The sequence below is a fragment of the Pontibacter roseus DSM 17521 genome, from assembly GCF_000373265.1.
Taxonomy (GTDB): Bacteria; Bacteroidota; Bacteroidia; order Cytophagales; family Hymenobacteraceae; genus Pontibacter; species Pontibacter roseus.
Map to the genome: position 1 here is coordinate 83,187 of NZ_KB890768.1, position 23,128 is coordinate 106,314.

Annotated in this window: 25 protein-coding genes; 17 read left to right on the top strand and 8 right to left on the bottom strand. The window is 53.8% G+C overall.

Features of this window, described 5'->3' with window-relative positions:
• Nucleotide 1 precedes the first annotated feature (1 nt).
• Nucleotides 2-2,533 (bottom strand): PIG-L family deacetylase, encoded by a 2,532-nt coding sequence (locus tag B051_RS0118500; protein ID WP_018479716.1) that lies wholly within the window; start codon nt 2,531-2,533, stop codon nt 2-4.
• Nucleotides 2,534-2,617: 84 nt separating this feature from the next.
• Between B051_RS0118500 and B051_RS22980 the strand changes: the two genes are divergently transcribed.
• From B051_RS22980 to B051_RS0118525, 6 genes are all read left to right on the top strand, one after another.
• Nucleotides 2,618-2,746: a hypothetical protein gene (locus B051_RS22980; RefSeq protein ID WP_281163516.1), complete on the top strand. Its 129-nt coding sequence runs from the start codon at nt 2,618-2,620 to the stop codon at nt 2,744-2,746.
• Between the two features lie 194 nt (nt 2,747-2,940).
• Nucleotides 2,941-3,633 (top strand): hypothetical protein, encoded by a 693-nt coding sequence (locus B051_RS0118505; protein WP_018479717.1) that lies wholly within the window; start codon nt 2,941-2,943, stop codon nt 3,631-3,633.
• A 136-nt stretch (nt 3,634-3,769) separates the two neighbouring features.
• The gene (locus B051_RS0118510) at nt 3,770-4,444 is read left to right on the top strand and encodes a DUF2461 domain-containing protein (RefSeq protein ID WP_018479718.1); all 675 of its coding nucleotides are present in this window, start codon (nt 3,770-3,772) and stop codon (nt 4,442-4,444) included.
• A 6-nt stretch (nt 4,445-4,450) separates the two neighbouring features.
• Nucleotides 4,451-4,828 (top strand): DUF3221 domain-containing protein, encoded by a 378-nt coding sequence (locus tag B051_RS0118515; RefSeq protein ID WP_033317047.1) that lies wholly within the window; start codon nt 4,451-4,453, stop codon nt 4,826-4,828.
• Between the two features lie 2 nt (nt 4,829-4,830).
• On the top strand, nt 4,831-5,196 hold the full coding sequence (locus B051_RS0118520; RefSeq protein ID WP_018479720.1) for a Rieske (2Fe-2S) protein: 366 nt from the start codon (nt 4,831-4,833) through the stop codon (nt 5,194-5,196).
• Nucleotides 5,197-5,393: 197 nt separating this feature from the next.
• The gene (locus B051_RS0118525) at nt 5,394-5,879 is read left to right on the top strand and encodes a hypothetical protein (protein ID WP_245539662.1); all 486 of its coding nucleotides are present in this window, start codon (nt 5,394-5,396) and stop codon (nt 5,877-5,879) included.
• Here B051_RS0118525 and B051_RS0118530 read toward each other — a convergent pair.
• On the bottom strand, nt 5,866-6,069 hold the full coding sequence (locus B051_RS0118530; protein ID WP_018479722.1) for a hypothetical protein: 204 nt from the start codon (nt 6,067-6,069) through the stop codon (nt 5,866-5,868). The two genes, B051_RS0118525 and B051_RS0118530, sit on opposite strands and share 14 nt — an antisense overlap.
• 298 nt (nt 6,070-6,367) lie before the next feature.
• Between B051_RS0118530 and B051_RS0118535 the strand changes: the two genes are divergently transcribed.
• The 5 genes from B051_RS0118535 to B051_RS0118555 all read left to right on the top strand — a co-directional run bounded on the left by B051_RS0118535 (nt 6,368) and on the right by B051_RS0118555 (nt 11,079).
• Entirely contained in the window at nt 6,368-7,852 is a 1,485-nt protein-coding gene (locus B051_RS0118535; protein WP_018479723.1) for an APC family permease, read from the top strand.
• Nucleotides 7,853-8,026: 174 nt separating this feature from the next.
• The gene (locus B051_RS21635; RefSeq protein WP_018479724.1) at nt 8,027-8,974 is read left to right on the top strand and encodes an alpha/beta fold hydrolase; all 948 of its coding nucleotides are present in this window, start codon (nt 8,027-8,029) and stop codon (nt 8,972-8,974) included.
• Nucleotides 8,975-9,033: 59 nt separating this feature from the next.
• On the top strand, nt 9,034-9,693 hold the full coding sequence (locus B051_RS0118545; RefSeq protein WP_018479725.1) for an alpha/beta fold hydrolase: 660 nt from the start codon (nt 9,034-9,036) through the stop codon (nt 9,691-9,693).
• The gene (locus B051_RS0118550) at nt 9,683-9,937 is read left to right on the top strand and encodes a hypothetical protein (protein ID WP_018479726.1); all 255 of its coding nucleotides are present in this window, start codon (nt 9,683-9,685) and stop codon (nt 9,935-9,937) included. Before B051_RS0118545 ends, B051_RS0118550 begins: the two co-directional genes overlap by 11 nt.
• 2 nt (nt 9,938-9,939) lie before the next feature.
• The gene (locus tag B051_RS0118555; protein WP_018479727.1) at nt 9,940-11,079 is read left to right on the top strand and encodes an NAD(P)/FAD-dependent oxidoreductase; all 1,140 of its coding nucleotides are present in this window, start codon (nt 9,940-9,942) and stop codon (nt 11,077-11,079) included.
• Nucleotides 11,080-11,161: 82 nt separating this feature from the next.
• On the opposite strand, the gene B051_RS0118560 is transcribed toward B051_RS0118555, so the two are convergent.
• The 4 genes from B051_RS0118560 to B051_RS0118575 all read right to left on the bottom strand — a co-directional run bounded on the left by B051_RS0118560 (nt 11,162) and on the right by B051_RS0118575 (nt 14,502).
• Nucleotides 11,162-11,380 (bottom strand): hypothetical protein, encoded by a 219-nt coding sequence (locus B051_RS0118560; RefSeq protein WP_018479728.1) that lies wholly within the window; start codon nt 11,378-11,380, stop codon nt 11,162-11,164.
• A 252-nt stretch (nt 11,381-11,632) separates the two neighbouring features.
• Nucleotides 11,633-12,088, bottom strand: coding sequence for a hypothetical protein (locus B051_RS0118565; RefSeq protein WP_018479729.1), 456 nt, complete (start codon nt 12,086-12,088; stop codon nt 11,633-11,635).
• Nucleotides 12,089-12,093: 5 nt separating this feature from the next.
• The gene (locus tag B051_RS0118570) at nt 12,094-13,770 is read right to left on the bottom strand and encodes a dipeptidyl-peptidase 3 family protein (protein ID WP_018479730.1); all 1,677 of its coding nucleotides are present in this window, start codon (nt 13,768-13,770) and stop codon (nt 12,094-12,096) included.
• A gap of 117 nt (nt 13,771-13,887) precedes the next feature.
• Nucleotides 13,888-14,502, bottom strand: coding sequence for a deoxynucleoside kinase (locus B051_RS0118575; protein ID WP_018479731.1), 615 nt, complete (start codon nt 14,500-14,502; stop codon nt 13,888-13,890).
• 293 nt (nt 14,503-14,795) lie between these two features.
• Between B051_RS0118575 and B051_RS0118580 the strand changes: the two genes are divergently transcribed.
• Nucleotides 14,796-14,975 carry a hypothetical protein gene (locus tag B051_RS0118580; protein WP_018479732.1) on the top strand — a complete coding sequence of 60 codons (180 nt, stop codon included), beginning with the start codon at nt 14,796-14,798 and terminating at the stop codon, nt 14,973-14,975.
• A gap of 76 nt (nt 14,976-15,051) precedes the next feature.
• Here B051_RS0118580 and B051_RS0118585 read toward each other — a convergent pair whose 3' ends face one another.
• Nucleotides 15,052-15,684 carry a hypothetical protein gene (locus tag B051_RS0118585; protein WP_018479733.1) on the bottom strand — a complete coding sequence of 211 codons (633 nt, stop codon included), beginning with the start codon at nt 15,682-15,684 and terminating at the stop codon, nt 15,052-15,054.
• A gap of 240 nt (nt 15,685-15,924) precedes the next feature.
• On the opposite strand from B051_RS0118585, the gene B051_RS0118590 reads away from it, so the two are divergent.
• From B051_RS0118590 to B051_RS0118605, 4 genes are all read left to right on the top strand, one after another.
• Nucleotides 15,925-18,363, top strand: a complete 2,439-nt coding sequence (locus B051_RS0118590; protein WP_018479734.1) for a GAF domain-containing protein — start codon at nt 15,925-15,927, stop codon at nt 18,361-18,363.
• A 262-nt stretch (nt 18,364-18,625) separates the two neighbouring features.
• Nucleotides 18,626-19,420, top strand: a complete 795-nt coding sequence (locus B051_RS0118595) for a hypothetical protein (RefSeq protein WP_157579087.1) — start codon at nt 18,626-18,628, stop codon at nt 19,418-19,420.
• Nucleotides 19,421-19,558: 138 nt separating this feature from the next.
• On the top strand, nt 19,559-19,783 hold the full coding sequence (locus B051_RS0118600; protein WP_018479736.1) for a CDGSH iron-sulfur domain-containing protein: 225 nt from the start codon (nt 19,559-19,561) through the stop codon (nt 19,781-19,783).
• 31 nt (nt 19,784-19,814) lie between these two features.
• The gene (locus B051_RS0118605; RefSeq protein WP_018479737.1) at nt 19,815-20,258 is read left to right on the top strand and encodes a putative signal transducing protein; all 444 of its coding nucleotides are present in this window, start codon (nt 19,815-19,817) and stop codon (nt 20,256-20,258) included.
• A 124-nt stretch (nt 20,259-20,382) separates the two neighbouring features.
• Here the strand turns inward: B051_RS0118605 and B051_RS0118610 are convergent, their stop codons facing one another.
• Nucleotides 20,383-20,637, bottom strand: coding sequence for an acyl-CoA-binding protein (locus B051_RS0118610; protein ID WP_018479738.1), 255 nt, complete (start codon nt 20,635-20,637; stop codon nt 20,383-20,385).
• Nucleotides 20,638-20,799: 162 nt separating this feature from the next.
• Between B051_RS0118610 and B051_RS0118615 the strand changes: the two genes are divergently transcribed.
• On the top strand, nt 20,800-23,016 hold the full coding sequence (locus B051_RS0118615) for a S9 family peptidase (protein WP_018479739.1): 2,217 nt from the start codon (nt 20,800-20,802) through the stop codon (nt 23,014-23,016).
• Nucleotides 23,017-23,128 lie beyond the last annotated feature (112 nt).

Sequence of the window (23,128 nt, forward strand, 5' to 3'; positions counted from 1 at the left end):
TTTAGTTGCCTCCCTGCTGTGGTTTGTTGGCCATGGTGGTGCCTCCCAATGATATCAGGTTGGTGAAGATGCGGTAGGCGCCAGGCACACCGGCCGGCAACTGCCTGAACCAGGAGTAACCGGTATATACAAAGTGCCCTTTCCCATACCTGGCAATAAGCAAACCACCCTCGCGGGCAGGCTCACCCGGGTCGTTGCTGGAGAGGATAGCCTCAAACTCCTTACCCCACTCGCTCGGGAAGTAGAGCCCTCGCTCCTGCACCCAGCCCTCGAAATCTTTCTTAGTAATCTTATTCGGTGAGTTGAGCACCTGGTGCTTCGGTTGCAGGAAGCGCACCTCGGCGTCCTCCACAGTCACGCGCTGGCTGGATATTTTGAGTGGATAGGGCGCCACCTCAGGCGTCTGCAGACTGTGCCCTGTGTTGTACTGTACGATTACAGTACCGCCATTTTGCACATAGTTCAGCAGGCGGGGCTGGTAGAAGCGCATCCTCTCCACTGTGTTGTAGGCCCGCACACCGAGTATCACCGCGTCAAAGCGCTGCAGATTCTGCTCGGTGATGTCCTCATCCTTCAGGATGGTCACCTGGTAGCCAATCTGCTGCAGGCTGAACGGGATGTCGTCGCCGGCACCCATCAGGTAGGCTACCTGTTCTCCCTGGCGCTTTAGGTCCAGGCGAACGGCCTTGGCCACCGCCTCCGGGAAGGTGGTCTGTGTAGGAATATGGCTGTACTGAATGACGTTGAGCCCGCGTGTATGCGCCTTGCCATCTACCGTCGCCACGGCCTTCAGTTCCACTTCCTGCTGCCCTTTGGGTGGGTGCACCAGAAAACGCACCAGCTGCTCCGCCCCGTTCTGTTTTAAATCAAATGCAACCTGCGCTGGCTCCACGCGCCAACCTTTGGGCAGCTGCAAGGCCAAATCACCCTTAACGTCCGCTTTGCCGGATTTCACCAGCACATGCACCGGCTTGGGCTCCTGGGAGGCGAACATGAGTACCTTTTCAGAGATGTTCACGAACACGGGCGGTGTAACGGCCAGCGGTCGGTAAATCTCCCCTTCCACCGGGTCGGTTCGTTTGTACACCACCGGCATGGTATAGCTGAAGGGCTCTCCGCTGATGAGCAAGTTGAATTGCACTGTAGCGGCCGGCTTATTTTCGGGAAGCCCTATCAGTTGCTGGTCTTCCACCTTGAACAGTCCCAACGTACCTTCCTGCTGCAACCAGTAAGGCTGCGAAACAGGGGTCGATGTCGGCACCTGTATTGTGACAGGCATACGCTGCGCCTGGTTGTCGGCTAAGGTTAGGTTGAGGGTGCTATCAGTGCGGGCGAAGGTATGGCGTACGCTTTGCAGCTGCACCGGCACGGCAGAACGGTTGATGGCCTCCAGTTGCAGCGGCAGCCGCTCCCCTGGCGTTACGGCGAAGTCAGTTGCCACCGCCTCCAGGTATAGCCCCAGGCTGTGCTTCACCACTTCCTCCAGTTCCTGCGTCTTGATGGTCTTCCAATGGCTGTCAGGCAGTTTGGCCAGTTCCTTCCGGGCGGCCAGTAGCGTAGGCACAACGGCAGAAGGATTCTGCGGCTTGAATTCAACTACAGCCTGCTGCAGCAGCTTGGTTACTTTCTCGCTGCCTTTCACGCGGCTCCAGCTGGTATTGATGCCTTCAAACAGTTCTGCTTTGGCCCGCTCGCCTTTGGTATGCTCCAGGTACTCGGTGGCGCTGCCGCGGGAGCCGCTGGCGCCAAAGCCCTGGCTCTTGTGCATGCTGCGGCTGAGGGCGGCGATTTCCGGGTAGGATTTGCCCAGCAAGGGGTTGTAGCCACCCACGTCCACCTTCAGCAGCTGCGAACCATAGGCCTCAAATTCTTTTTCGCTCTTGAACGACCACACGCCGGTGTTCCAGAGCACGCGCTTCGACTGCCATACCTCCACATGTTTGAGTTGCTCCGGGAAGCGCTTTGGGTCGGCTGCGGCCTCGAAGGCCTCGTTGGCCAGCATGGCCGAGGCCGTATGGTGGCCGTGTGTCTCGGATGGCCGAGGGGAGAAGCGGGTGATAATCACATCGGGTTTGAATTTCCGGATGGCCCATACCACATCACTCAGCACCTTTTCTTTGTCCCAAGTGGCAAAGGTCTCCTCTGGATTCTTGGAGAAGCCGAAGTCGTTGGCCCTGGTGAAGAACTGCCGGCCCCCATCGGTGCGGCGCGCCTGCAGCAGTTCCTGCGTCCGGATGATGCCGAGCCCCTCCCTTATCTCCGGTCCTATCAGGTTTTGGCCGCCGTCGCCGCGGGTCACGGAGAGATAGCCCGTGTTGTAGAGCTTCTCGTTGGCCAGATAGGCGATGAAGCGGGTGTTCTCGTCGTCGGGGTGGGCCGCCACGTAGAGCGCCGTGCCGAGCACGGTCAGTTTTTTCAGGTCCTGCAGCAGCTCAGCGGCACCTGGCTTGGCGGGCGCCTGTGCCTGTAGCCCCTGCACAGCCACCAAGAGCAGCAACAGCAAGGCAGACAGGAAAGAACGGTTTTTTTTCATGTTCTGGGCTATAGGTATGGGAAGTGCCTAACGGGCACCTGTCCTGTAAAACTAGGAAATTTGAATGACCCAAAATAGCGATTCTTGCTCGTACCGACAGAAAGGCGCCTCATCCGGACGAACGCCCTGAAAATGGGCATGATTATACCTGAAACGGATTGCACTGATATGCTACCCGAGAGGTATAAGTATGACAGCGAAAACACCAGTTAAGCTACTGTACAGCCTTGGTAAAAATAATCTAGGGATTTGTGTAATATTATCCATTTTAAGGTATATATTTAATCCGCAATGTTTAGCGTTGCAACATTTAGCTTACCTGAATCCTAGAATCGCTGAAACTTCGGCAGGCTGTTCTGGGTTCTGAATTTGGACGGTTCTTTAATCACTCACCAATCAAACGAGGTATGTCAGACCAAGAAGTCAGCGGTATCAATAAATTCGCCTTTGAATTTTTGACTTCATATTACGCGAAACAATCCAAGAACTCGACACTCCTCGTCAGAGAGCATGAAAGGACCAAAGAAGGAGCTCAGGCCGATGGCCTGTTCGTCATCCGTTATCCCGACGACAAGTACTTTGCCGCCTCGCTGAGCACCAGCCATTCAGACCAGCTTTCCTCCATTTTCAGCCAATACAAAAGAAAAGGGCTGGGCAAAGCTCGCTTTGTGACAGCCGCAGTGCTGATTATTACCACGACTTACGCCGGCTATACCCTGAACCATTGGATGGTCCTGTGGGTGTTGCCCCCGGTGTTGGCGTTAGCAGGTTTCCTGCTGCATTCCAAACTAGAACTGCGCCATCTTAAGCGCCGCATCACCAGCCTGGTGGATGAACTCCGGCAGGTACCGGCCGATGAACAGTGGCTGGCTATTTCCGTCAGCAGTCTCTGCTTTAAGAACAACCAGTTGGCAGACAAATTGGTGGAGGCATGCCACCACCGGCGCATCGGGCTGATTACAGTTGGCAAGAGGTCACGCATTACGCTTCGGCTGGAACCGCGCAGGTCCACATGCCGGCATGGAGACTTTCTGAGGTACTACACTGCCGAGACAGCCATACGCAAGGACTTGTCAGACCAGTTCATGCGAGTGGCTTAATCTATACCTGGTTTTTATTTCCAAGTCCATAGCTGGTTGCTCAACCAGGGACTACTAGTTTCAGTAAAACAAGGAGCCTACTTTGTGTGAGGCTTGCATGTGCGGGTGCCCCTTCCATACCCAAACTCCTTCTGAAATGGACATACCCTTCATACTGGATTTCCTCCAGGACCTGCAGCAAAACAACAGCAAGCTCTGGATGGACGCTAACCGCGACAGGTACCAGCAAGCCAGGCACTACTTCACGGAGTTGGTGGGCTTCGCGCTGCAGGAGCTCCAGCAGATTGACCCGTCGCTGCATGGTGTCTCGCCACAGGAATGCATGTTCCGCATCAACAAAAACGACTTCTCTAAAAAAGGAGAGGCTCCTTACAAGGGGCGCATGGGGGCAGGCATCTCCCAAGGCGGCCGCCACTCGTCATACGCCAACTACATACTGGTGCTGGAGCCATACGGAAAGTCCCGCATAGGCGGTGGCGTGCCAAACCCCAAACCAGAGCACCTGGAGCTTATCCGTCAGGAGGTTGACTACAACCCCGGCGAGCTGGACCAGCTTATCGGCGCACCTGCCTTTGTAAAGCAGTTTGGGGAGCTACGGGGCGAGAAGCGTGTGACGGCACCAAAAGGGTATGATAAAAGCCACCCATCCATCGACTTGCTGCGGCACAAAAATTTCCTGGCACTGCGTTATCTAAGCGATGAAGAAGTTCGTAGTCCGGATATGACTTCCCGACTGCTGCCAACGTACAAAAGCGTAAAGCCTGTGCTTGATTTTTTCAACAGAGCAATTGGTGAGGAGCACTTACGATAACATATCATGAGAAGACTTTTAAACATCCTGCCAGTCGTTATACTGATGCTGCTGGTAGCCTGCCAGGTGCAGGATAGCCAACAGATACCAAGTACGCAGCCGGATGTGCGCGGCAGCATCGCCAGCCTGAAAAAGACCAACTCCAAGAAAAGCGTTGGGGTAGCGGAGGTATTGGTGGAAGCCGTGGAGGGCGTGGAGACCAGCCATGCCAAAGCCAGCCTCCGCATCGATGACAAAACCTTGATTCAGGCTATGGATGGCTCTACTCTTAAGCTGGAGCAGTTGCGGGAAGGGCAAATCGTGGAAGCGTGGCTGGAAGACCCGGTGATGGAGTCATACCCTATACAGGCACACGCATCCGCTGTTCGGGTGAACTACTACTAGGTATGGCAGAAACAGAGAAGGCTGGCTATACCTGGCATAAAGTCTTTGAGACGGAAGAGGAGGCGAAAGAGCAGGTGCCGCAGCGGAAGATGAAGCTGCTGGTGCTGGAGGGCCGTTCTATCTGCTTTGCCCATACCTTCGCTGGCTTCTTTGCCCTCGATGATGCTTGTCCCCATATGGGATACTCGCTCAGCCGAGGCACCACCAATTACTTGAATGAGGTCATCTGCCCTTGGCACAGCTACCGTTTCAGCCTGTCAGACGGGCGGGAATGTGAGTATCGCGCCAAAAAGGCGGTGTTGCACCCCGTGGACGTACGGGCAGACGGTGTGTTTATTGGAATTGAACGGACTCAGGCTCCTGCCTGAAGGATTGGCAACGTTCGCATGCCACAACAGGCGGCTCGCCCAAATTATGTGGCCTTACAGCCCAAGCATTCTTAAAATCCCTACCTTGTCTCTAGTGACAGGCCACTCCCCTTTTCCAGCCTCCTGGCCTTGTACGGCCATACCGGGCTGCTTGAAGCGTACAGTAGCATTGTAAGGAACATCAGAAGAAGGAACACATGGCACCTAAGGTAAAGACCACAACCAGGCGACTCAGAAAACCGGTGGAACTACGGGACATGTTAGGGAACGTATACCTCACCCTGCTCTCGAAAAAAGACTACCTGGAAGCGAAGTGGACTGGCCACATCACGGCAGACGACGTAGTAAGTGCTGCTCAGGTACACCTGGAACTGCTACGGAATGGTTGCCATCCCAAGCTGCTCAACGACAAATCAGAGGTTACCGGTGACTGGCAGGACGCCAACGATTGGCTTGAGTTCGAATGGTTGCCCAAGGCTTTCGCATCGGGTCTCCGCTGCATGGCCCATGTCTTCTCAGAGAACATGTTCAGCAGGCTGGCGGCCATTGACTTGCAGAAGCGAATTACGCCAGAGCTTTGCATGGAGAACTTCAACGAACGGGAGGCAGCCGAAACCTGGCTCATCAACTGTGACGTATCCGGAGCCGGCACCTCGCGGGCCGCTAATCCTAACGGATATTAGCGGCTACCGCCTGAGGAGCAACGGCAGTGATGACTACCGTATCGAGCAGCACATCCATCACAGGGGCCTCTACCTCTGCCATTACGGCTGGTCTGGAAACATTCTCCTGAGAAACTGGAGCGGTGGTGTCGTGCTGAAGGGCAAGACCAAAACAAGAAACTGTGGCGGCGATAACGAATAATACTTTCATGGCTTTGTTGTTTATGTGGTTATGAATAATTACTGTGACAAAGATATCTTATAGTACTTTGTTATGCAAGGTACTGTTGCAGTAACTACTACCCTATTATACCAACTACCAAAATTTGTCCGTGAACCGCTCGGGAAACCGGACGAACAGCGCGCTCTTATTTTCGTCATAAAGGTCAATTTTTAGGTTGTATCTTTATATTTAAATCCATCTATTTATGGAGAAACATAGCCTCAGGACTCCCAATAGTGACTAAGCCGGAATTTCCATTTACCTTCGTGGTCTGAATAGAGACAGTATGCAGGAAATAAAAGAGAAGGACCAGGTTGGGGAAGAACAGTCCGGGACGGGTTTTAAGCGCGAAATAACGCTTTTTGACGCCATCATGATTGTGACAGGCGGCATGATTGGCTCCGGTATATTCATGGTGACATCTTCCATCTCCAGTGAGGTAGTCTCGCCGGGCAATGTGCTGCTGGTGTGGGCGCTCTCGGGCTTCCTGACCATGGTGGGCGCCGTGAGTTATGGCGAGCTGTCTTCGATGTTCCCGAAAGTGGGCGGGCAATATGTCTACCTGAAGGAGGCATACAACAAGATGGTAGCCTTCCTGTATGGCTGGACGCTGTTTCTGGTGATACAGACCGGTGTGATTGCAGCCGTTGGCGTGGCCTTTGCCAGCTTCACCGGCGTGCTCATCCCTTGGTTCAGCGAGAGCAACGTGCTCTTTGCCGTTGGCGGCTTCAAGTTCACCACGGTGCAGCTGCTGGCTATTGCCAGTATCGTCTACCTAACCTACATCAACTCCCGTGGCGTGAAGAGCGGCAAGCTCATCCAGAACATCTTCGGCAGCACCAAACTGATTGCCTTGTTCGGGCTCATCCTGTTTGGGTTGCTCTTTGGGGTGAACGAAACCGCCGTGCAGGCTAACTTCTCTGACTTCTGGGGCGCCACGGCCGCCGCGACAGGCACAGGTCCTATACCTCCCTCAGGCTGGGCCCTGATAACGGCGGTAGGTATAGCCATGGTGGGCGCGCTTTTCTCCGCCGATTCCTGGAACAACATTGGTTTCTCAGGCGATGAAATCGTCAACCCAAAACGCACCATTGTGCTGAGCATGGTGATAGGCAGCGCCATTGTGATGGGTTTGTACCTCATCATCAACCTGGTATACCTGCTGGTGCTTCCCCTGAACGGCGACCCTAACGCGGCTGGCATTGTAGCTAAAGGTATAACGAACGCACCCGGCGGACTGGTGGCTACGGCTGTGGCTGAAGTCATTGGGGGTTATCCGGCCACTGTCGCCATTGCCGTGCTGATTATGATTTCCACGTTCGGCTGCAACAATGGCGCAATCCTTTCAGGTGCCAGGGTATACTACGCCATCGCCAAAGACGGCTTGTTCTTCGAGAAGATGGGGAGGCTGAACAAAAATGGTGTTCCGGCTGTGGCGCTGTGGCTGCAATGCCTCTGGGCCTGCCTCCTCTGCCTTTCCGGCACCTATAACAACCTGCTCGACTACGTGATATTCGCAGTGATGCTGTTCTACATCCTGACCATTGTGGGGGTGTTCGTGCTGCGCGTGAGGCGCCCGGACCTGAACCGTCCGTACAAGGCGTTTGGCTACCCAATCCTGCCGGCCATGTACGTGATTCTCGCCTCCGCCATCTGCCTTATCCTGCTCATCTACAGGCCTACGTATACCTGGCCAGGGCTCATCATAGTAGGCTTGGGCATACCTGTGTTCTACTTCTTTGGGAACAAGTTCCGGGAAGAAAAGGAGTAACTCCTTCTTTATACAATGTGAAAGCCCGCTGGTATGTGCGGGCTTTTTTTATTATAGGCCTTTGATGAGAAACAAACCGCCATACCTGCTATAACAATCTCAAGGACATATTTACTTTTTTCAATTCGATTTTCTATTTTAGTACCTCATTAAGTAAGCCGACCCTCCTCTACTATGAAAAAAAGAACCAAAGGCATGTTGATGGCTGGGGCATTCCTCACGTTGGCCGCCACGGCACTGCTGATTCGCGCTGACATACCTGCCGAAGAACTGGAGGCGAGGTATAGCTCCCCTTCCTCCCGCTTCATGCACCTGGACGGGGCGAGGCTGCACTACCGTGACGAGGGGCAAGGCGCTCCCATCGTGCTGCTGCACGGCACCGCCGCCTCCCTCAACACCTGGGATGGTTGGACTTCCAAACTCAGCAAAAGCCACCGCGTGCTGCGTCTGGACCTGCCTGGTTTTGGCCTCACCGGCCGCAACGCCACCGATACCTACTCCATTGACTACTACAGTGATTTGCTGCTGCACTTCCTCGACAGCCTGGGTATAGAGAAAGCGCATATCGGCGGCAGCTCCCTGGGCGGACAGATTGCTTATGATTTTGCCGCCTCGCACCCGGAGCGGGTACAAAAACTCATCCTGGTGTCGCCCACCGGCGTTACCAATGCCAACGACAAACGCATCTCCATGCCCTTCCGGATGGCACAGACGCCCTTGCTCAAGCACTCTCTCAAGTACATCACGCCGCGCTTCATTGTGGAGCAGAGCCTGAAAGAGGTATACGGCGACGACAGCAGGCTCCACGATGACATTATCACAATGAGCCATGACCTCTTGCTGCGCGAAGGCAACCGCCAGGCCTTCATCGCCCGCATGAACACCATTGATGCCGACAACCTACACAAGTTGGGGCAGGTGCAGGCTCCTACGCTCATCCTGTGGGGCGATGCCGACGCCTGGGTACCGGCCACTGATGCAAAGCACTTTCAGCAGCACATTAAAGGGGCGCAGCTCAAGCTATACCCGGGGGCGGGACACATTCCGATGGAGGAACTGGCGCAGCAGACGGCACAGGACGCCCTGTTGTTCCTGAGCCCTTCGACGGCCCAAAAGGATTAGGCAGAAAAGCCGTAGCTTTGCATCAGTAACCGGGGCATTTGTCCCAATACCAAAGCTACATGAGTACAGTCTATTTCATCAGTGGGCTGGGGGCGGATGAGCGGATGTTCCAGTTTCTGCACATCCACTGCCAAAACAGGGTATACGTGTACTGGATTCAGCCAGAAACCAACGAGCCGCTGCACGACTATGCCCGCAGGCTGGCAACACAAATCACTGAGCCGAACCCCATCCTGATAGGTATGTCGTTTGGCGGAGTGGTGGCCATTGAGTTGGCGAAGTTTCTGCACCCGCGCAAGACCATCCTTATCTCCAGCATCGCCAGCAGCCAGTCGCTGCCCTGGTACTACCGCCTGATGGGTTTCCTGCGGCTGCACCAACTCATCCCGGTGCCACTGCTCAAGCGCTTCCACTTTTTAGCGCCTATGCTGTTTGGCGCGGCCACGCTGGCCGAAAGAGCGCTATTGAAGCAAGTGATACTGGAAACAGACCCGCATTTCTTGCGCTGGGCGCTGGGCCAGCTACTTGCCTGGAAGCAGCCGGAACGGTATGATAACGTGGTCATGATACACGGTACCGCCGACTACATCCTGCCCATGCGGGAGCATCCCAACATCATCAAGATAAAAGATGCCGGCCACCTGATGGTTTTGAGCCATGCATCGGAGATAAGTGCTAAATTGAATCAAATTCTAGAGGAAGTCATCCATGTCAGATAAAAAGAAATTCATCATCACCACGCCAGACGGTACGCAGGCCGACCTGACGAACGCCCGCACGCTCAAGAGCAATAACCTATACCCGTTTGGCAGGCACAACTACTCCATCTATGAGACGCCGGAGGGCCTTTTTGTGAGAGGTTATAACAGCGGAGAACGTGAAATTATGCTCACCGGCTTCGTGATGCTGGACGAGGCCACTGCCCGTAGCTATACCCATACCTACACCCGCGAAGACGACTAAGCATGCAGCTCAGCTATTGGGAGAAAGACACCTACTTCAGCAACATCGATGTCCTGATAATCGGGAGTGGCATTGTGGGGCTGAACGCGGCCCTGCACCTCAAAACGCAGCAACCCAAGCTGAAGGTGGTGGTACTGGAACGCGGCCTGCTGCCAACAGGCGCCAGTTCCAAAAATGCTGGTTTCGCCTGCTTCGGAAGCCCCTCTGAACTGCTTGACGATTTGAGCCGCCATACCGAGGAGGAAGTGTTCGCACTGGTAGAGCGCCGCTGGAAAGGTCTGCAGCGCCTGCGCCAAAACCTTGGTGACGCCACCATCGACTACCACCGCTGGGGCGGCTATGAACTGTTTGAGCAGTCGCAGGAGCCGCTTTATGAGGAATGCCTGGACCGCTTGCCGTACCTGAACAGGCAACTGCAACAGGTAACAGGCGAACAGGAAGTGTTCCGCCAAGCGGACCATAAAATCAGTCAATTCGGCTTCAGAAATGTGGCCCACCTGCTGGAGAGCACCGCCGAGGGGCAGATAGACACTGGCAAAATGATTCTGGCGCTCACGCAGAAAGTGCAGTCGCTGGGTGTGTTAGTGCTCAACGGGCTGGAGGTGCTGGAATTGCAGGAGGAGGACAAAGGTATAACCGCCGCCACCGCGCAAGGTATAGCTATACATGCGCGGGCAGCGCTGGTGGCCACCAACGGCTTTGCCCAACAATTGCTTCCCCAGGTGCAGGTTATACCTGCCCGGGCGCAGGTGCTCATCACAGAGCCCATCCCAAATCTTAAACTCAAAGGGACCTTTCACTTCGACCACGGCTACTATTACTTCCGGAACATCGGTAACCGCATACTTTTCGGGGGCGGCCGCAACCTAGATTTCAAGACAGAGGAGACCACTGCCTTGGGCCTGACTGAACTGGTGCAGCACAGACTGGAGCAACTCTTGCGGGAAGTCATCCTGCCCGACACACCGTTTGAGGTGGCGCACCGCTGGAGCGGCATCATGGGGGTTGGCACTGCCAAAACCACCATTGTGCAACCGGTATCGGAGCATGTGTTCTGCGCCGTGCGTATGGGCGGCATGGGCGTGGCCATTGGCTCCCTTGTAGGGGAAGAGGGAGCGGATTTGGTGTTGAAGGCGCTGTAATACCGAATTTCCACACAATCAGACATAAAAAAAGGTAAACCAGCTTGGGCTTACCTTTTTCATTTGCTATAAAAGCAGTTCCTTATATGTGTATCCATTGGCGCGTGGTCGTGGTGTTCATCATCCGAGGTCTCAATGCCTCCTTCTCCGATTTATAAAACTCCTGGTACTCTTCTTCGCTCATTTCCTCACGCAGGGCAATGTGGAACTTGGCAAGTTCAGGGTATAATCTGTTACGCTCCTGACGCTCCTGAGGGCTGTTCAAATTATAATCGTAAAAGGATTTAACAAAATTTTCCATGAGTAATAAATTGGTTTTAAGTGAGTTGGAAAACTATCTTACTCTCTAGCCACTTTTTAAGTTGTCTATATTTAGAAGCAGTTTTCCACAATCTGCACTCACTCATAGTAAACCCAAGAAAATTTACCGCTGGTATTGGGAATAAAAAAGGCTCTACTAACCAGCAGAGCCTTTTAATCAGATTGTCAGGTATTTATCAGATTTGCAGCAGCAAGCACCCGGAAAATGACGCCATTTGTTAACCGCCATTCTCTATTGGCCCAGGTGCTTAAAGTATAGCCCGATGGCCACAAGCAGAAACTTGGTGAGCTCAGGAATCTCCTTGTTCATGGAGATGTGACCCTGCCTGATAGAAAAATCACCTTGCTCGAAGCGCATGACCACATGGCCTGCTTCGTCAGTTAAGTCCCGGCTACTGTTCAGCGTCTTGCCTTGCAGCGTATACCGTTCACCAGTTACGAAGGTGGTGATGGTCTTGCCGAAGCTCGCTGTCTTGCTCATACCTACCACTTCGCCCTTGAAGCGAATCGTGACATCGTGTTCGAGCCAGCCTTGCCGCTGGAAATGAAGGCTGAGGCGCTCCGAAGAAAACTCAGCATCATTGCTGGTCCAGCCGCCAAACGCGAGCACGCCAATCGGTCCGCTCTCCCCACTAACGGTATACCTGCGGGACGCCAGGCTTTCCTGTTGCCACTGCCATACCTCCATCACGCTTACTTATTCAGGCCCAGCACGTCCACGCCCTGTTCAAACACCACGTCCACCGGAATGTTCTTGCGGCTCAGGCGGTCCAGGTCTGCCTGCAGTTCGGCGCCAATCTGTCCCTGCTCATTCAGAAGCTTAGTCACGCCAGCGTAGTCGCCGTTGCCCTGCAGGGTCAGAATCAGCTCAGACAGCTTGTCCATGGCCTCGCCCATCTTCACGTAGTTCACGCGGTACTTGCCCGTCTGCGCATCCCGCTCAAAGGCGCCGTGGTCTTTAAAAAAGTTGAAGCGCACCATATTAGCCTTGCCATGCGCACTGGCCGCCCCGAAGCGCACCGAGCGGAAGATGCCCGCCATAAACGTGGTGTAATAGTCTTCCAGACTTCCGGATACTTCGCCCTTCTTGTGCAGCTGCGTAATCATGTACAGCCCCAGGATATCGGCTTTGCCTTCTTCCAAGGCAGAGCCTTGCTCCTTCAGCGCCTCGCGTACCGTTCCTTTGCCGTTGATGGTGTTCTTGATACCCAGACCGTGCGCCACCTCATGGAACATGGTGTTGGCAAAGAAGGCATCAAACGTGATGTGCTTTTTCTGGTCATCAGCAATCAGTTCATCCGCTATCGGTACCATGATTTTGTCGAACTTGGCCTGCATGGCATTTTTGAGCTGCAGACGGCGAGTGCCCTTCTTAAGCTGCACCTCCTCGTCGTTTGGCAGGTTGATGGCAATGGTCTTGCTGCCTGCGTTGCAGTCTCCGGCATAGTACACCACGTCGTAGGCGTTCAGGTCAGAATCGGTGCCTGGGGTTTCTTTCTTGTAATTGGCTGGCACCGGTAGGCCGCGCTGCAACTCCGGCAGGAAAGCGGCATACTTCTCGAGGCGCTTGCTCCAGTCCATGTCCTTAATCAGAACATAGGCTTCATGAGCCGCTTTGTAGCCGAAGAGCTTGTCCTCATAGGTTTCAATTGGGCCGATTACCACATCAATGCGGTTGTTTTTCATGTCCATCCAGGCGAGGTCGCTGGGTTGGTAATTATCTGTGAGGAGGGCGTCGGCACGAAGCGTCAGGTATTTTTTCAGGCCCGGCTCGTCAGCCAAACCAGCCGCCTGGCGCAGCAGGTCGGAGGCGCGCTTCACCTCTTCCTTGAACTGCACATGGTAGGGTACAGTGATGAGTTGGCCATTGGCGTCGCGTCGCAGAAAGGTATACTGGCTGGCCTTGTCCTCCAAGTTAGCTTTCTCAAACTCTTCCTTCGTCATATCGTGGGGGTAGAAATTGGCCGCATCGGGCTTAGGTCCTACACCAGGTATAAAAGGCTCGTTGTTGTTGAGCCGGTCCCAGGGGCCATAGTTTATCTGCACAAACTGCTTGGCTGATGCATCGTTCAGGGCGTTCAGCAGGGAGTCTTGCTTGCCATAGGCCTCGTACCAGAAGAGTTTGTCCATGATGTCACCCGCCTCAATCAGCAACGGAATCATCTGGCGCTCCTTTGCGCTCAGGCCGCTCAGGTCAGCGGTCAGGCGCACGTTCGTGTACATGCTGAGCTTCTGCTGTAGGTCAGTGGAGGTGGTATCCGCCTGAGCGGTCTTGGTGGTTGTCTCGGCCTCAGTTGTGGTGCTGCCGCCGGAACATCCGGCCGTAAGGGCGGCCAGGGCTGAGGCCAGTATAAGGTGACGTGGTTTCATGCAGGTATAAGGTTAGTTTTATTTTTCAAGAGAAAGATACAGGATTTGAGCTAAAAGAAAAAGCCGCTGCCCTTTGGCGGGGCAGCGGCTTATACTTATATGATGCTCTAGATTAACTTAAAACAAGCCGAACAGCTCACTGTTGATGCGTTCGATGATACTGCCCAAATCCTCAGGATTGGCCACGAAGTCCATGTTGTTCACGTCAATCACGAGCAGTTTGCCCTGGTCGTAGCTGCTCATCCAGGTGTTGTAGTGCTCGTTGAGGTTGCGCAGGTAGTTGATGCTGATGTTGTTCTCGTAGTCGCGGTTGCGCTTCTCAATCTGGCCAATCAGCTTGGGCAGGTCGGCCTTCAGGTATATCATCAGGTCGGGGGCTTTCACCATGCTGATCATAGACTGGAACAGGGCGAAGTAGTTCTCGTAGTCGCGCGTGCTCATCAGCCCGGAATCGTGCAGGTTCTTGGCGAAGATGTAGGCGTCTTCGTAGATGGTGCGGTCCTGGATAACGTGCCCATCCTTGGCCTGTATCTGCTGTACCTGCCCGAAACGGCTGTTCAGGAAGTATACCTGCAGATGGAAAGCCCAGCGCTCCATGTCCTCGTAAAAATCCTTCAGGTAGGGGTTGTTCTCTACTGCCTCCAGGTATAGGTCCCACTTGAAATGTTGCGAGAGTTTGGTGGCCAGGGTGGTTTTGCCGGCGCCAATGTTGCCGACGATTGCAATGTGCATGGTAATAGTATAGTTGGTGAAAAACCGGGTTACAAAGTAAAGGTTTTTTGAGCACGATGCCGCCTAAAATCTGAACCCTGGAACAGCTTTTTTCTGTGGTCACCATACCTCCTGCCATACCTGTTTATCTGACTCAAGCCCAATCACAGGCGCTTTAAAAACTATCCAAGGATTTCAGATACCCTCCTAAGCAACTGTATTACAACCCATTGAATCACACTACCAACCCTCTCCTGCCTCGAGCGTACACTAGTGTGGTAAATCCGTTACATGAACCTTAACCATTGAAAGCTATGACAAAAGGACACAATCAGGATAAAAACAAATCACAGAAGCCAGAGGCGAAGAAACAGTCTGACCAGCCTGGGCACAACAGCAGCCTGAGCGACCAGCAGAAGGACAAGAGCCCGAACCAAGGCCGTAACAAGGAGAAAGACCAGTCAGGAGGCACCAAGGGCCAGAATGCCATCTAAAGGATAGACACATAAAACAGCGGCGCCTGCAGATTGAGTCTGCAGGCGCCGCTGTTTTTCAGGTATAGGTATAGCCTTAGCGCTTCTCTTTCATGTTGTTGTACATGTCTTTGGCATCGCGGCTCTTGCGGAGCGTGTTGAACTCCACCTGCAGGGCCGCCACCTTCAGTTTGTCGCTGTTGTTCATTTGCGCCAGCACCTGCTGCTTGCGGTCGTTGAGCACCAGGTATACGTGCTCTGCGTAGTCCCAGTCGCGGAGGCTCCAGTCGCTGCGCAGGCCCCGCACCGATTCCATGAAACGGGTATAGGTGTCGCGCATCTGGCTCGCTCGCAGGTTCCGGATGTTGCCGGTGCCGGTCAGGCGGCGCTCCCACTGTGCGGCCGTCTCCCGGTCCAGCGGTTGGCCCTGGCGCTCCTCATTCTCTGCCTCCCACTGCTTGTAGCGCCCTCTCAACTCGCCATATTCCTGCTTCGACTCCTCGGTCAGTTGGTTTGTCCCCTTCTCCAGCCCCTGGGTCTTGGCCTGGAACTCGCGCTTGACGGTAGGCCATTCCGCCCGAATGGCGCTGTCGCCCTGGCTGGCTCTCCTGCTCATCCAGTTGCGGAATTCATCCAGGTCCTGCTCTAGCTTGGATTTGGTCTGGGCCTGTGCCCCAAGCGTCATTAGTGCGAGCAGCATCAATAAAGCTCCTTTGATGGTCTTCTTCATGGTTGGTAGGTGTGGTTTCGGATTAATGTTCTAACATACTATACCCATAAATATTATGCCACTATATTCTTATGCTGCTATATTTTCAAGGTCAACACAAACTTTAACATCTCATGTAAGGGGTATTCCCTACCTTTTTGGCGCCGCGTACGTTTAATGCAACGAAGGTGATATTTATTGCCCACCCCTTACCGGACACGTTCCAGTGGCGTGTTTCCCTTAGCCAAGCAAAACCAATGTATGAGTAACAGAAGAGGCAACTTTCACGAAACCGTTGTTTCTATACCTAACAGAGACGATATCAAACTAAGCACTGAGCGGTTCCCGTTCAAGGCGACGCTCAGTCTGTCCCCGCTTATCTCCTACTGGGAGAACAAGATTGAGACAGACCCCAACTGCAACGTGTCCCGCGTAAACGAACTGGCCAGCCTGCTGCGCCAGAACCGGGAGCTGCTGGAGCCCATCGAAGACCCCTCCATCATCAACAAGTACATCAACACCGTGGACATCCTGATGGAGGACATCTTTCCGAGCGCATTGTGGGAGAACGACCTGCGGGCCACGGTGGTGCCGTTCCATTTCGATAGCTTCTATGCCACGCCGCGCCTGGAGGAACTCAACCTGCTGGGCGGCGGCAACTATACCGAGAAGCTCGACCTCGACCTGAAGACCCTGCTCTTCAGGCTCACCCTCTCTGCCTATACCTTGATTTTGGAGAAGTTCTACAACGCCAACTTCATGGTGGACGAGCCCTTCATCTTCACCATAAAGGATAAATTCACTAATCTGGAGCGGAACTACAAGCTGAGCATCGACCTCAAGTTCATGCAGGTAAAGGCGAAGGGCAAACCTAAAAAGCTGACCACGCAGGAAATCAACTTCCTGATAAACCGCTACAACAACCTGGACCTGTGGATGGAGAAACTGCCTCCCGATGACTTTGAGTTCAGCGGTTTCGCCATATACGACTTCACCGATGTGACCAACGAGGAGACCATTTCCTCGTTGCGCTACGATTTGCTGGACCAGGATTCAGTGAACACCAAGGAGGGCTTTGAAAGCCTGCAACAGAAGCTGCGCGTGCTCTTCGGGCTTCCGGGCCTGCGTCTAGGCTTGGCCTCCTGCCCTTCGCTGCAGGAATTCGACTCCTACTACGCCCGCAAGACCTGGAACGGGCTGGTGCTCACCAACACCTGTGAGGTGACGCAGCAGGACTTACGCGATTCCATTTACCACCCGGTCATGTCGGAGAGCAGCACTATTGTGGTAGATGACCTCGAAATGATTGACAACCCCACCCGGCTGGAGCAACAGCTGCTGGCCTCAGGTGTGCGCAACCTGATTGTGGCGCCGCTGCAGTACGAGGGCAAAACCATCGGTCTGCTGGAGCTTGCCTCACCTATACCTGGCGAGCTCAATGCCCTTTCCACTATCAAGCTCAAGGAGATTCTGCCGCTGTTCGCGCTGGCACTCAACCGCATGCTTGAGGAGTTGCGCAGCAGTATCCAGAACATCATCAAAGAAAAATATACCGCCATTCACCCTATTGTGGAATGGCGTTTCACGCAGGCGGCCATCAACCTGCTCGACAAGATGGAGCGCAATGTCAGCTCCGAGATTGAGCCAATTGTGTTCCGCGACATATACCCGCTCTACGGCGTATCTGATATCCGGAGCTCGGCCATGGAGCGGAATAAGGCCATACAAGGCGACCTGCTGGACCAGTTAGTCTATGCCAAAGAGGTGATTCTGGCAGCCAAAGACAACCTGCCTTTGTCTATACTCGATGAGTTGGTCTACAAAATAGACAAGTACTCCCAGAGCATCGTGCATGAGCTGGCCTCTGGCGACGAAGTCATGGTGCTGGAGTTCCTCCGCACCGAGATTGAGCCGCTCTTCAACCACTTCGAGCTGAAGTACCCCTCCACCAAAAAAGCCATTGATGCGTACCGCAAGGCCATCAACAACCCCAACGGTGTGGTGTACAACAAGCGCAGGGCCTATGAGGAGAGCCTATACCTGATAAATGACACCATCTCCAACTTCCTGGACAGGGAGGAGGAGAAGGCGCAGCAGATTTTCCCGCACTATTTTGAGAAGTACAAGACCGATGGGCTGGAGTACAACATCTACATTGGGGAGTCATTGCTGAACAATGGCAATTTTGAGCAGCTATACCTCAAGAACATGCGCCTGTGGCAGCTGATGCTGACCTGCGAGATTGCCCGCCGCATACAAAAGCTGCGCGCCAACCTCAAGCTGCCCCTCGAAATCACGCAGCTCATCCTGGTGCACAGCAACCCTATCTCCATCCGCTTCCGACTCGATGAGAAGAAGTTCGACGTGGAAGGGGCTGACAACATCCGCTACGAAATCATAAAAAAGCGGATAGACAAAGCCGTGTTGCGTGGTTCGGACGAGCGCCTGACGCAGCCCGGCAAAATCGCCATCGTGTATACCCAGCAGCGGGAGGCCCAGGAGTACCGACGCTACATCGATTTCCTGCAGGCGGAGGGTTACATAGAAGATGAAGTGGAGGACGTGGAACTGGAGGAAATGCAAGGCGTGCAGGGTCTGCGAGCGCTTCGCATCAGCATCAATTTCCACGACCACCTGCGCCACAACATTGACGCCGGCGACGAACTCCTCAACATAGCCCGTACGGCTGCCCTGAACTAGCCATACCTGAATATTGCTACCTCAATTGCACTATACCTAAAAAGGCAACTTTTTTATCCATGACATTCAAAAGGCAATAATCTGATTAACAGATTATTGCCTTTTTTTATTTATTGTAGGATTTCATCAGACTTGCCTTTGTTTTAGATTTTATTTACCTGAGTGCAATTTATTTTCAAAAAGCCGCGTTTTACCTGAGACTGCCGGAGAAACGTACCGCCCAGTCGCATTTTTCACTATTTCAACTTTTAGCCAAATGAAATTGAAAAACAGATTTTTACCCGCCATGCTATTTCTTGGCGTGGTAGTCTTGTCGTCGTGCGAGAAGAGAGAGAACGAAGCCGCTAACCCGTCCTTTGAGCAGGGAGCGCTTTCGCATGTGATGCTGGACTCAGCTGAGGTGACATCCTTCAGGTTCGCTGGCAAGCACATCACCCAAATCAACCACTACGACAAGAAGTCCGGTGAAGTAGAGAGCTTTGAGAAGTTTGAGCGCGATGGCAAAGGTCAACTGGTGAAGTCCACGACCTATGCCGGCAAGAGCCAGGCCGTACTGGCGGAGCAGCTCTATACCTACAACGACAAAGGTGAGCTTTCTAAGTCCGTCACCTCCTACCTCACCAACGGGAAAGCCGATTTCAGCACCTACTCCACATATGAGTATGATGCGACCAACAAACTGAGCAAAAAATCTGTTTATGAGGGCTCTGAGCAAGAGGGCAAGCTGAAGTCATTCACGAAGTATGACCTGTTGCCAAACGGTAACTACAGCCAGGAGAAGCAGTATGTAGTGGACGGCACTGGCACAGCCAAACTGTTCTCGACTACCACCAACTCCTTCGATTCAAACCCGAATCCTTTCCATGGTTTTGCTGAGCCAGGCACTGCCAGCAGCCCCAACAACCTGACCCGCTCCATGACGGAGGTGCATGCCAGCAAAAAGTCTTACACACACTCTTACTCTTACAAGTACGATGAGAGCGGCCACCCGATTAGCCAGACGGTGACACTGCCAAATGGCAAGAGCCAGACCTTCACCTACGTGTACAGCAAGTAAGCAAATGTTCCCAACAGCACAGCCCCCGGATACTTCTATCCGGGGGCTGTGCTGTTTTTATGCGTATCCTTTATGGCTGCGGCATACCTATATATGCATAGAAATGAGTATATTTGTTTTTAAGCAAAAGATAAAACCGTGGCAACAACCAAGATAACAGTAAACAACAACGGGTCGCTGAGAATAGAGGGCGACTTTGAGATAGTGGATAAGAATGGCAACGTGTATGGTCTGGGAGGCCGCGAACTGGTCTCCATCTGCCGCTGTGGCCTGTCCCAGAACAAGCCTTTCTGCGATGGCTCCCACAAAGGCCACTTTGAGCACGATGCCCAGGCCTTTGACCTGCCGCCCAAAAAGCAGTAGCCGCCTCTTAGTTTCTTAAGCATGTAGTACCATGGCAGAGCGTTTGATTACCATCGCCACTTTCAACCAGCCAACGGAGGCGCACATTCTCAAGGGTCGGTTGGAGGCAGAGGGCATTCCCTGTTTCCTGGGGGATGAGCACATCATCGCGGCCCAACCCCTCTACTCAGTGGCGGTAGGTGGCGTGAAGCTGCGTGTGACGGAGGGCGATGAGCAGGAGGCGCGCGAGATGCTGGCCCGAATCCAGGGCGGCACCAGCGAGTACATCCTGGACGACAACATTGAGTTGGCCCCGCCCATGCAGGAGCATGTCCAGGAAGTCACCTGCCCGGAATGCCAATCAGACTACATTGGCGAAGAGAAGTACTCCAAAGCGGTGTTCTCAATCTCCTATCTGCTGCTGGGGTTTCCGGTGCCCTTTGTCAGCCGGAAGTATACCTGCTACGACTGCGGCCATACCTGGAAGCATAAATAAAGAAGGGTGCCTTTACAGGCACCCTTCTTTATTTTACAGCTCAGTCATGTAGGTATAGGCCCTGTCATAGCCAGCTGCTACAGAACAATTGACTACCGGAGCCAGATTCGGTGGGTTTCCGGGGTTATCCCTTCAACCTGTGCACCAAAGCCACGTATTCATCACGGGCCTCCTCCTGGTCTTTTCCTCTGAGTTTGGCCCAGGCATCCCATTTGGCAATGGCTTTGAAATCGAAGCCGCCAGGACGGTCGGTGTTAACGTCCCCTTCGGTCGCTTGCTTGTACAGCGAATAAAGCTGCAGCAGTATGTCGTTTGAAGGTCGTTCTGTCAGGGTTTTGGATTGCTCTACTGCACTTTCAAATTCTTGTTGTGTGGCCATAGTTCTTGTAAAAGTTTGGATTCGTGATGGGAAACAAGATATAAAATAATACGCTGCATGCATAACTTTTATCTCAAATTGTTCAGTCCAGTTTTCGCTTATTTTCACTTACCGGGCACCAGGCTATACCTTCCTCGGCATCAAACATCAACAAAAGGAACCATGACAAAACGAAAAACCACCGCAACAGGCGCTGCTTTGCTGCTGGCCATCTGCCTGGCAGTAGGTGCCGGCTGCAGCAGCAGCAAAACCACGGACTCCACAGCGGCCAACACGGCTGAGCAGGCCGCTAAACAGCAGGCTGCCGCCACCCCACCCGCTGCTACCACACAGCCGCAGCCTCCAGCCGCCCCTAAAAAGCCGAAAGAACTGACAGCACACGGCCAAACCCGCACCGACAACTACTATTGGCTCAACGAGCGCGAGAACCCGGAGGTGATTGCTTACCTGAACGCTGAAAATGCTTATACCAAGCAGGTGATGGCCGACACCGAGGAACTGCAGGAAAAGCTGTTCAAGGAAATCGTGAGCCGCATCAAGCAGACAGATGAGTCGGTACCCTTCAAAAAGAACGGCTACTTCTACTATACCCGCTACGAAGCCGGCAAGGAGTACCCGATTTTCGCCCGGCGCAAAGGAACGATGCAGGCACCCGAGGAGGTGATGCTGAACGCCAACGAACGCGCCGAAGGCAAGAGCTACTACGCGCCGGCCGGCATGGAAGTGAGCCCGAACAACAGGCTGCTGGCCTTCGGCGAGGACACTGTGAGCCGCCGGCAGTATACCATCCGTTTCAAGGATTTGCAGACGGGCGAGTTGCTGCCAGACCGTATCCCTAACACGACGGGCGGGGCTGTATGGGCCAACGACAACAAGACGGTCTTCTATACCATGAAGGACCCGTCTCTGCGTTCCTTCAAAATCTTCAGTCATACCTTGGGTACTCCTACCTCGCAGGACAAAGAGGTATACCACGAGAAGGACGAGACCTTCAGCACCTATGTGTATAAGACTAAGTCAGAGAAATACATCATCATCGGGTCCAGCAGCACGCTGTCGCAGGAATACCGCTACGCCGATGCCAGCAAGCCCGCCGCCGGCTTCAAAATCATACAGCCACGTGAACGTGGGCTGGAGTATGACGTGGACCACTTCGGCAACAACTTCTACATCCGGACGAACAAGGACGGCGCCACCAACTTCAAACTGATGCAGACGCCGGTAGGCAAAACTGCCAAGGAGAACTGGAAAGAGGTGATTCCGCACCGCGCCGATGTCTTGTTAGAAGGCACCGAGATTTTCAAGGATTACCTGGTGCTGCAGGAGCGCAAGAACGGCTTGACGGAACTCCGCATCAAGAAGTGGAACGACCCGAAGACCGATTATTACGTTGATTTCGGGGAGGAGGCCTATACGGCCAGCATCGGCATCAACCCAGAGTTCGACAGTAAGACGCTGCGCTACAACTACAGCTCCCTCACCACGCCAGGCTCCACTTTCGATTACAACATGGTGACGAAGGAGAAAACCTTGCTGAAGGAGCAGGAAGTGGTAGGCGATTTCAACAAGGAGAACTACGAAGCCAAGCGCATTTACGCCACAGCCAAGGACGGCACTAAAATCCCGATTTCGCTGGTATACCGCAAGGGCCTGCAATTGGATGGCAACAACCCCACCCTGCTCTACGCCTACGGCTCCTACGGCATCACCATGAACCCAGGCTTTAGCTCGGTGCGCCTCAGTCTGCTCGACAGAGGCTTTGTGTACGCCATCGCTCATATCCGGGGCGGCCAGGAGATGGGACGCCAGTGGTACGAAGACGGCAAGATGCTCAAAAAGAAGAACACTTTCACCGACTATATCGCCTGCGCCGAGCACCTGATTCAGCAGAAGTACACCAACCCAGATAAGCTCTTCGCACAAGGAGGCAGTGCCGGTGGATTGTTGATGGGCGCCGTCGTGAACATGCGCCCTGACCTGTTCGAAGGCGTGCACGCTGCCGTGCCTTTCGTGGACGTGGTGACCACTATGCTTGACACCAGCATACCCCTCACGACGGGTGAGTTTGACGAATGGGGAAACCCTGCCGAGAAGCAGTATTATGACTACATGCTCTCGTACTCGCCCTATGACAACGTGGAGGCCAAGGAATACCCGAACATGCTGGTGACCACTGGCCTGCATGACTCGCAGGTACAGTACTTTGAACCTGCCAAGTGGGTAGCCAAGCTGCGCGAAATGAAGACGGATGACAACCTGCTCCTGCTCCAGACCAATATGGAAGCCGGTCACGGCGGCGCCTCCGGCCGTTTCCAGCCATACCGTGAGACGGCGCTTCAATATGCCTTCTTCCTTAAACTGGCAGGTATAGAGGAGTAGAAAAACGCTTCCCTGAAACGCAATACGGCCCCGCTGCAGTTCTGCAGCGGGGCCGTATTGCGTTTCAGGTGTTTCAAGCTAGCCCTCCACGCGAATACCAACAGACGAAATT

What these genes read in the sequence shown, in the direction of transcription:
- B051_RS0118520 (WP_018479720.1), top strand. Translation starts at nt 4,831, where the DNA reads ATGGCAGAAACAGAGAAGGCTGGCTATACCTGGCATAAAGTCTTTGAG.
- B051_RS0118605 (WP_018479737.1), top strand. Translation starts at nt 19,815, where the DNA reads ATGGCAGAGCGTTTGATTACCATCGCCACTTTCAACCAGCCAACGGAG.
- B051_RS0118505 (WP_018479717.1), top strand. Translation starts at nt 2,941, where the DNA reads ATGTCAGACCAAGAAGTCAGCGGTATCAATAAATTCGCCTTTGAATTT.
- B051_RS0118530 (WP_018479722.1), bottom strand. Translation starts at nt 6,069, where the DNA reads ATGAAAGTATTATTCGTTATCGCCGCCACAGTTTCTTGTTTTGGTCTT.
- B051_RS0118565 (WP_018479729.1), bottom strand. Translation starts at nt 12,088, where the DNA reads ATGGAGGTATGGCAGTGGCAACAGGAAAGCCTGGCGTCCCGCAGGTAT.
- B051_RS0118610 (WP_018479738.1), bottom strand. Translation starts at nt 20,637, where the DNA reads ATGGCCACACAACAAGAATTTGAAAGTGCAGTAGAGCAATCCAAAACC.
- B051_RS0118510 (WP_018479718.1), top strand. Translation starts at nt 3,770, where the DNA reads ATGGACATACCCTTCATACTGGATTTCCTCCAGGACCTGCAGCAAAAC.
- B051_RS0118585 (WP_018479733.1), bottom strand. Translation starts at nt 15,684, where the DNA reads ATGAAGAAGACCATCAAAGGAGCTTTATTGATGCTGCTCGCACTAATG.
- B051_RS0118550 (WP_018479726.1), top strand. Translation starts at nt 9,683, where the DNA reads ATGTCAGATAAAAAGAAATTCATCATCACCACGCCAGACGGTACGCAG.
- B051_RS0118500 (WP_018479716.1), bottom strand. Translation starts at nt 2,533, where the DNA reads ATGAAAAAAAACCGTTCTTTCCTGTCTGCCTTGCTGTTGCTGCTCTTG.
- B051_RS0118555 (WP_018479727.1), top strand. Translation starts at nt 9,940, where the DNA reads ATGCAGCTCAGCTATTGGGAGAAAGACACCTACTTCAGCAACATCGAT.
- B051_RS0118575 (WP_018479731.1), bottom strand. Translation starts at nt 14,502, where the DNA reads ATGCACATTGCAATCGTCGGCAACATTGGCGCCGGCAAAACCACCCTG.
- B051_RS0118515 (WP_033317047.1), top strand. Translation starts at nt 4,451, where the DNA reads ATGAGAAGACTTTTAAACATCCTGCCAGTCGTTATACTGATGCTGCTG.
- B051_RS0118560 (WP_018479728.1), bottom strand. Translation starts at nt 11,380, where the DNA reads ATGGAAAATTTTGTTAAATCCTTTTACGATTATAATTTGAACAGCCCT.
- B051_RS0118590 (WP_018479734.1), top strand. Translation starts at nt 15,925, where the DNA reads ATGAGTAACAGAAGAGGCAACTTTCACGAAACCGTTGTTTCTATACCT.
- B051_RS0118580 (WP_018479732.1), top strand. Translation starts at nt 14,796, where the DNA reads ATGACAAAAGGACACAATCAGGATAAAAACAAATCACAGAAGCCAGAG.
- B051_RS0118545 (WP_018479725.1), top strand. Translation starts at nt 9,034, where the DNA reads ATGAGTACAGTCTATTTCATCAGTGGGCTGGGGGCGGATGAGCGGATG.
- B051_RS21635 (WP_018479724.1), top strand. Translation starts at nt 8,027, where the DNA reads ATGAAAAAAAGAACCAAAGGCATGTTGATGGCTGGGGCATTCCTCACG.
- B051_RS0118615 (WP_018479739.1), top strand. Translation starts at nt 20,800, where the DNA reads ATGACAAAACGAAAAACCACCGCAACAGGCGCTGCTTTGCTGCTGGCC.
- B051_RS0118570 (WP_018479730.1), bottom strand. Translation starts at nt 13,770, where the DNA reads ATGAAACCACGTCACCTTATACTGGCCTCAGCCCTGGCCGCCCTTACG.
- B051_RS0118535 (WP_018479723.1), top strand. Translation starts at nt 6,368, where the DNA reads ATGCAGGAAATAAAAGAGAAGGACCAGGTTGGGGAAGAACAGTCCGGG.
- B051_RS0118525 (WP_245539662.1), top strand. Translation starts at nt 5,394, where the DNA reads ATGGCACCTAAGGTAAAGACCACAACCAGGCGACTCAGAAAACCGGTG.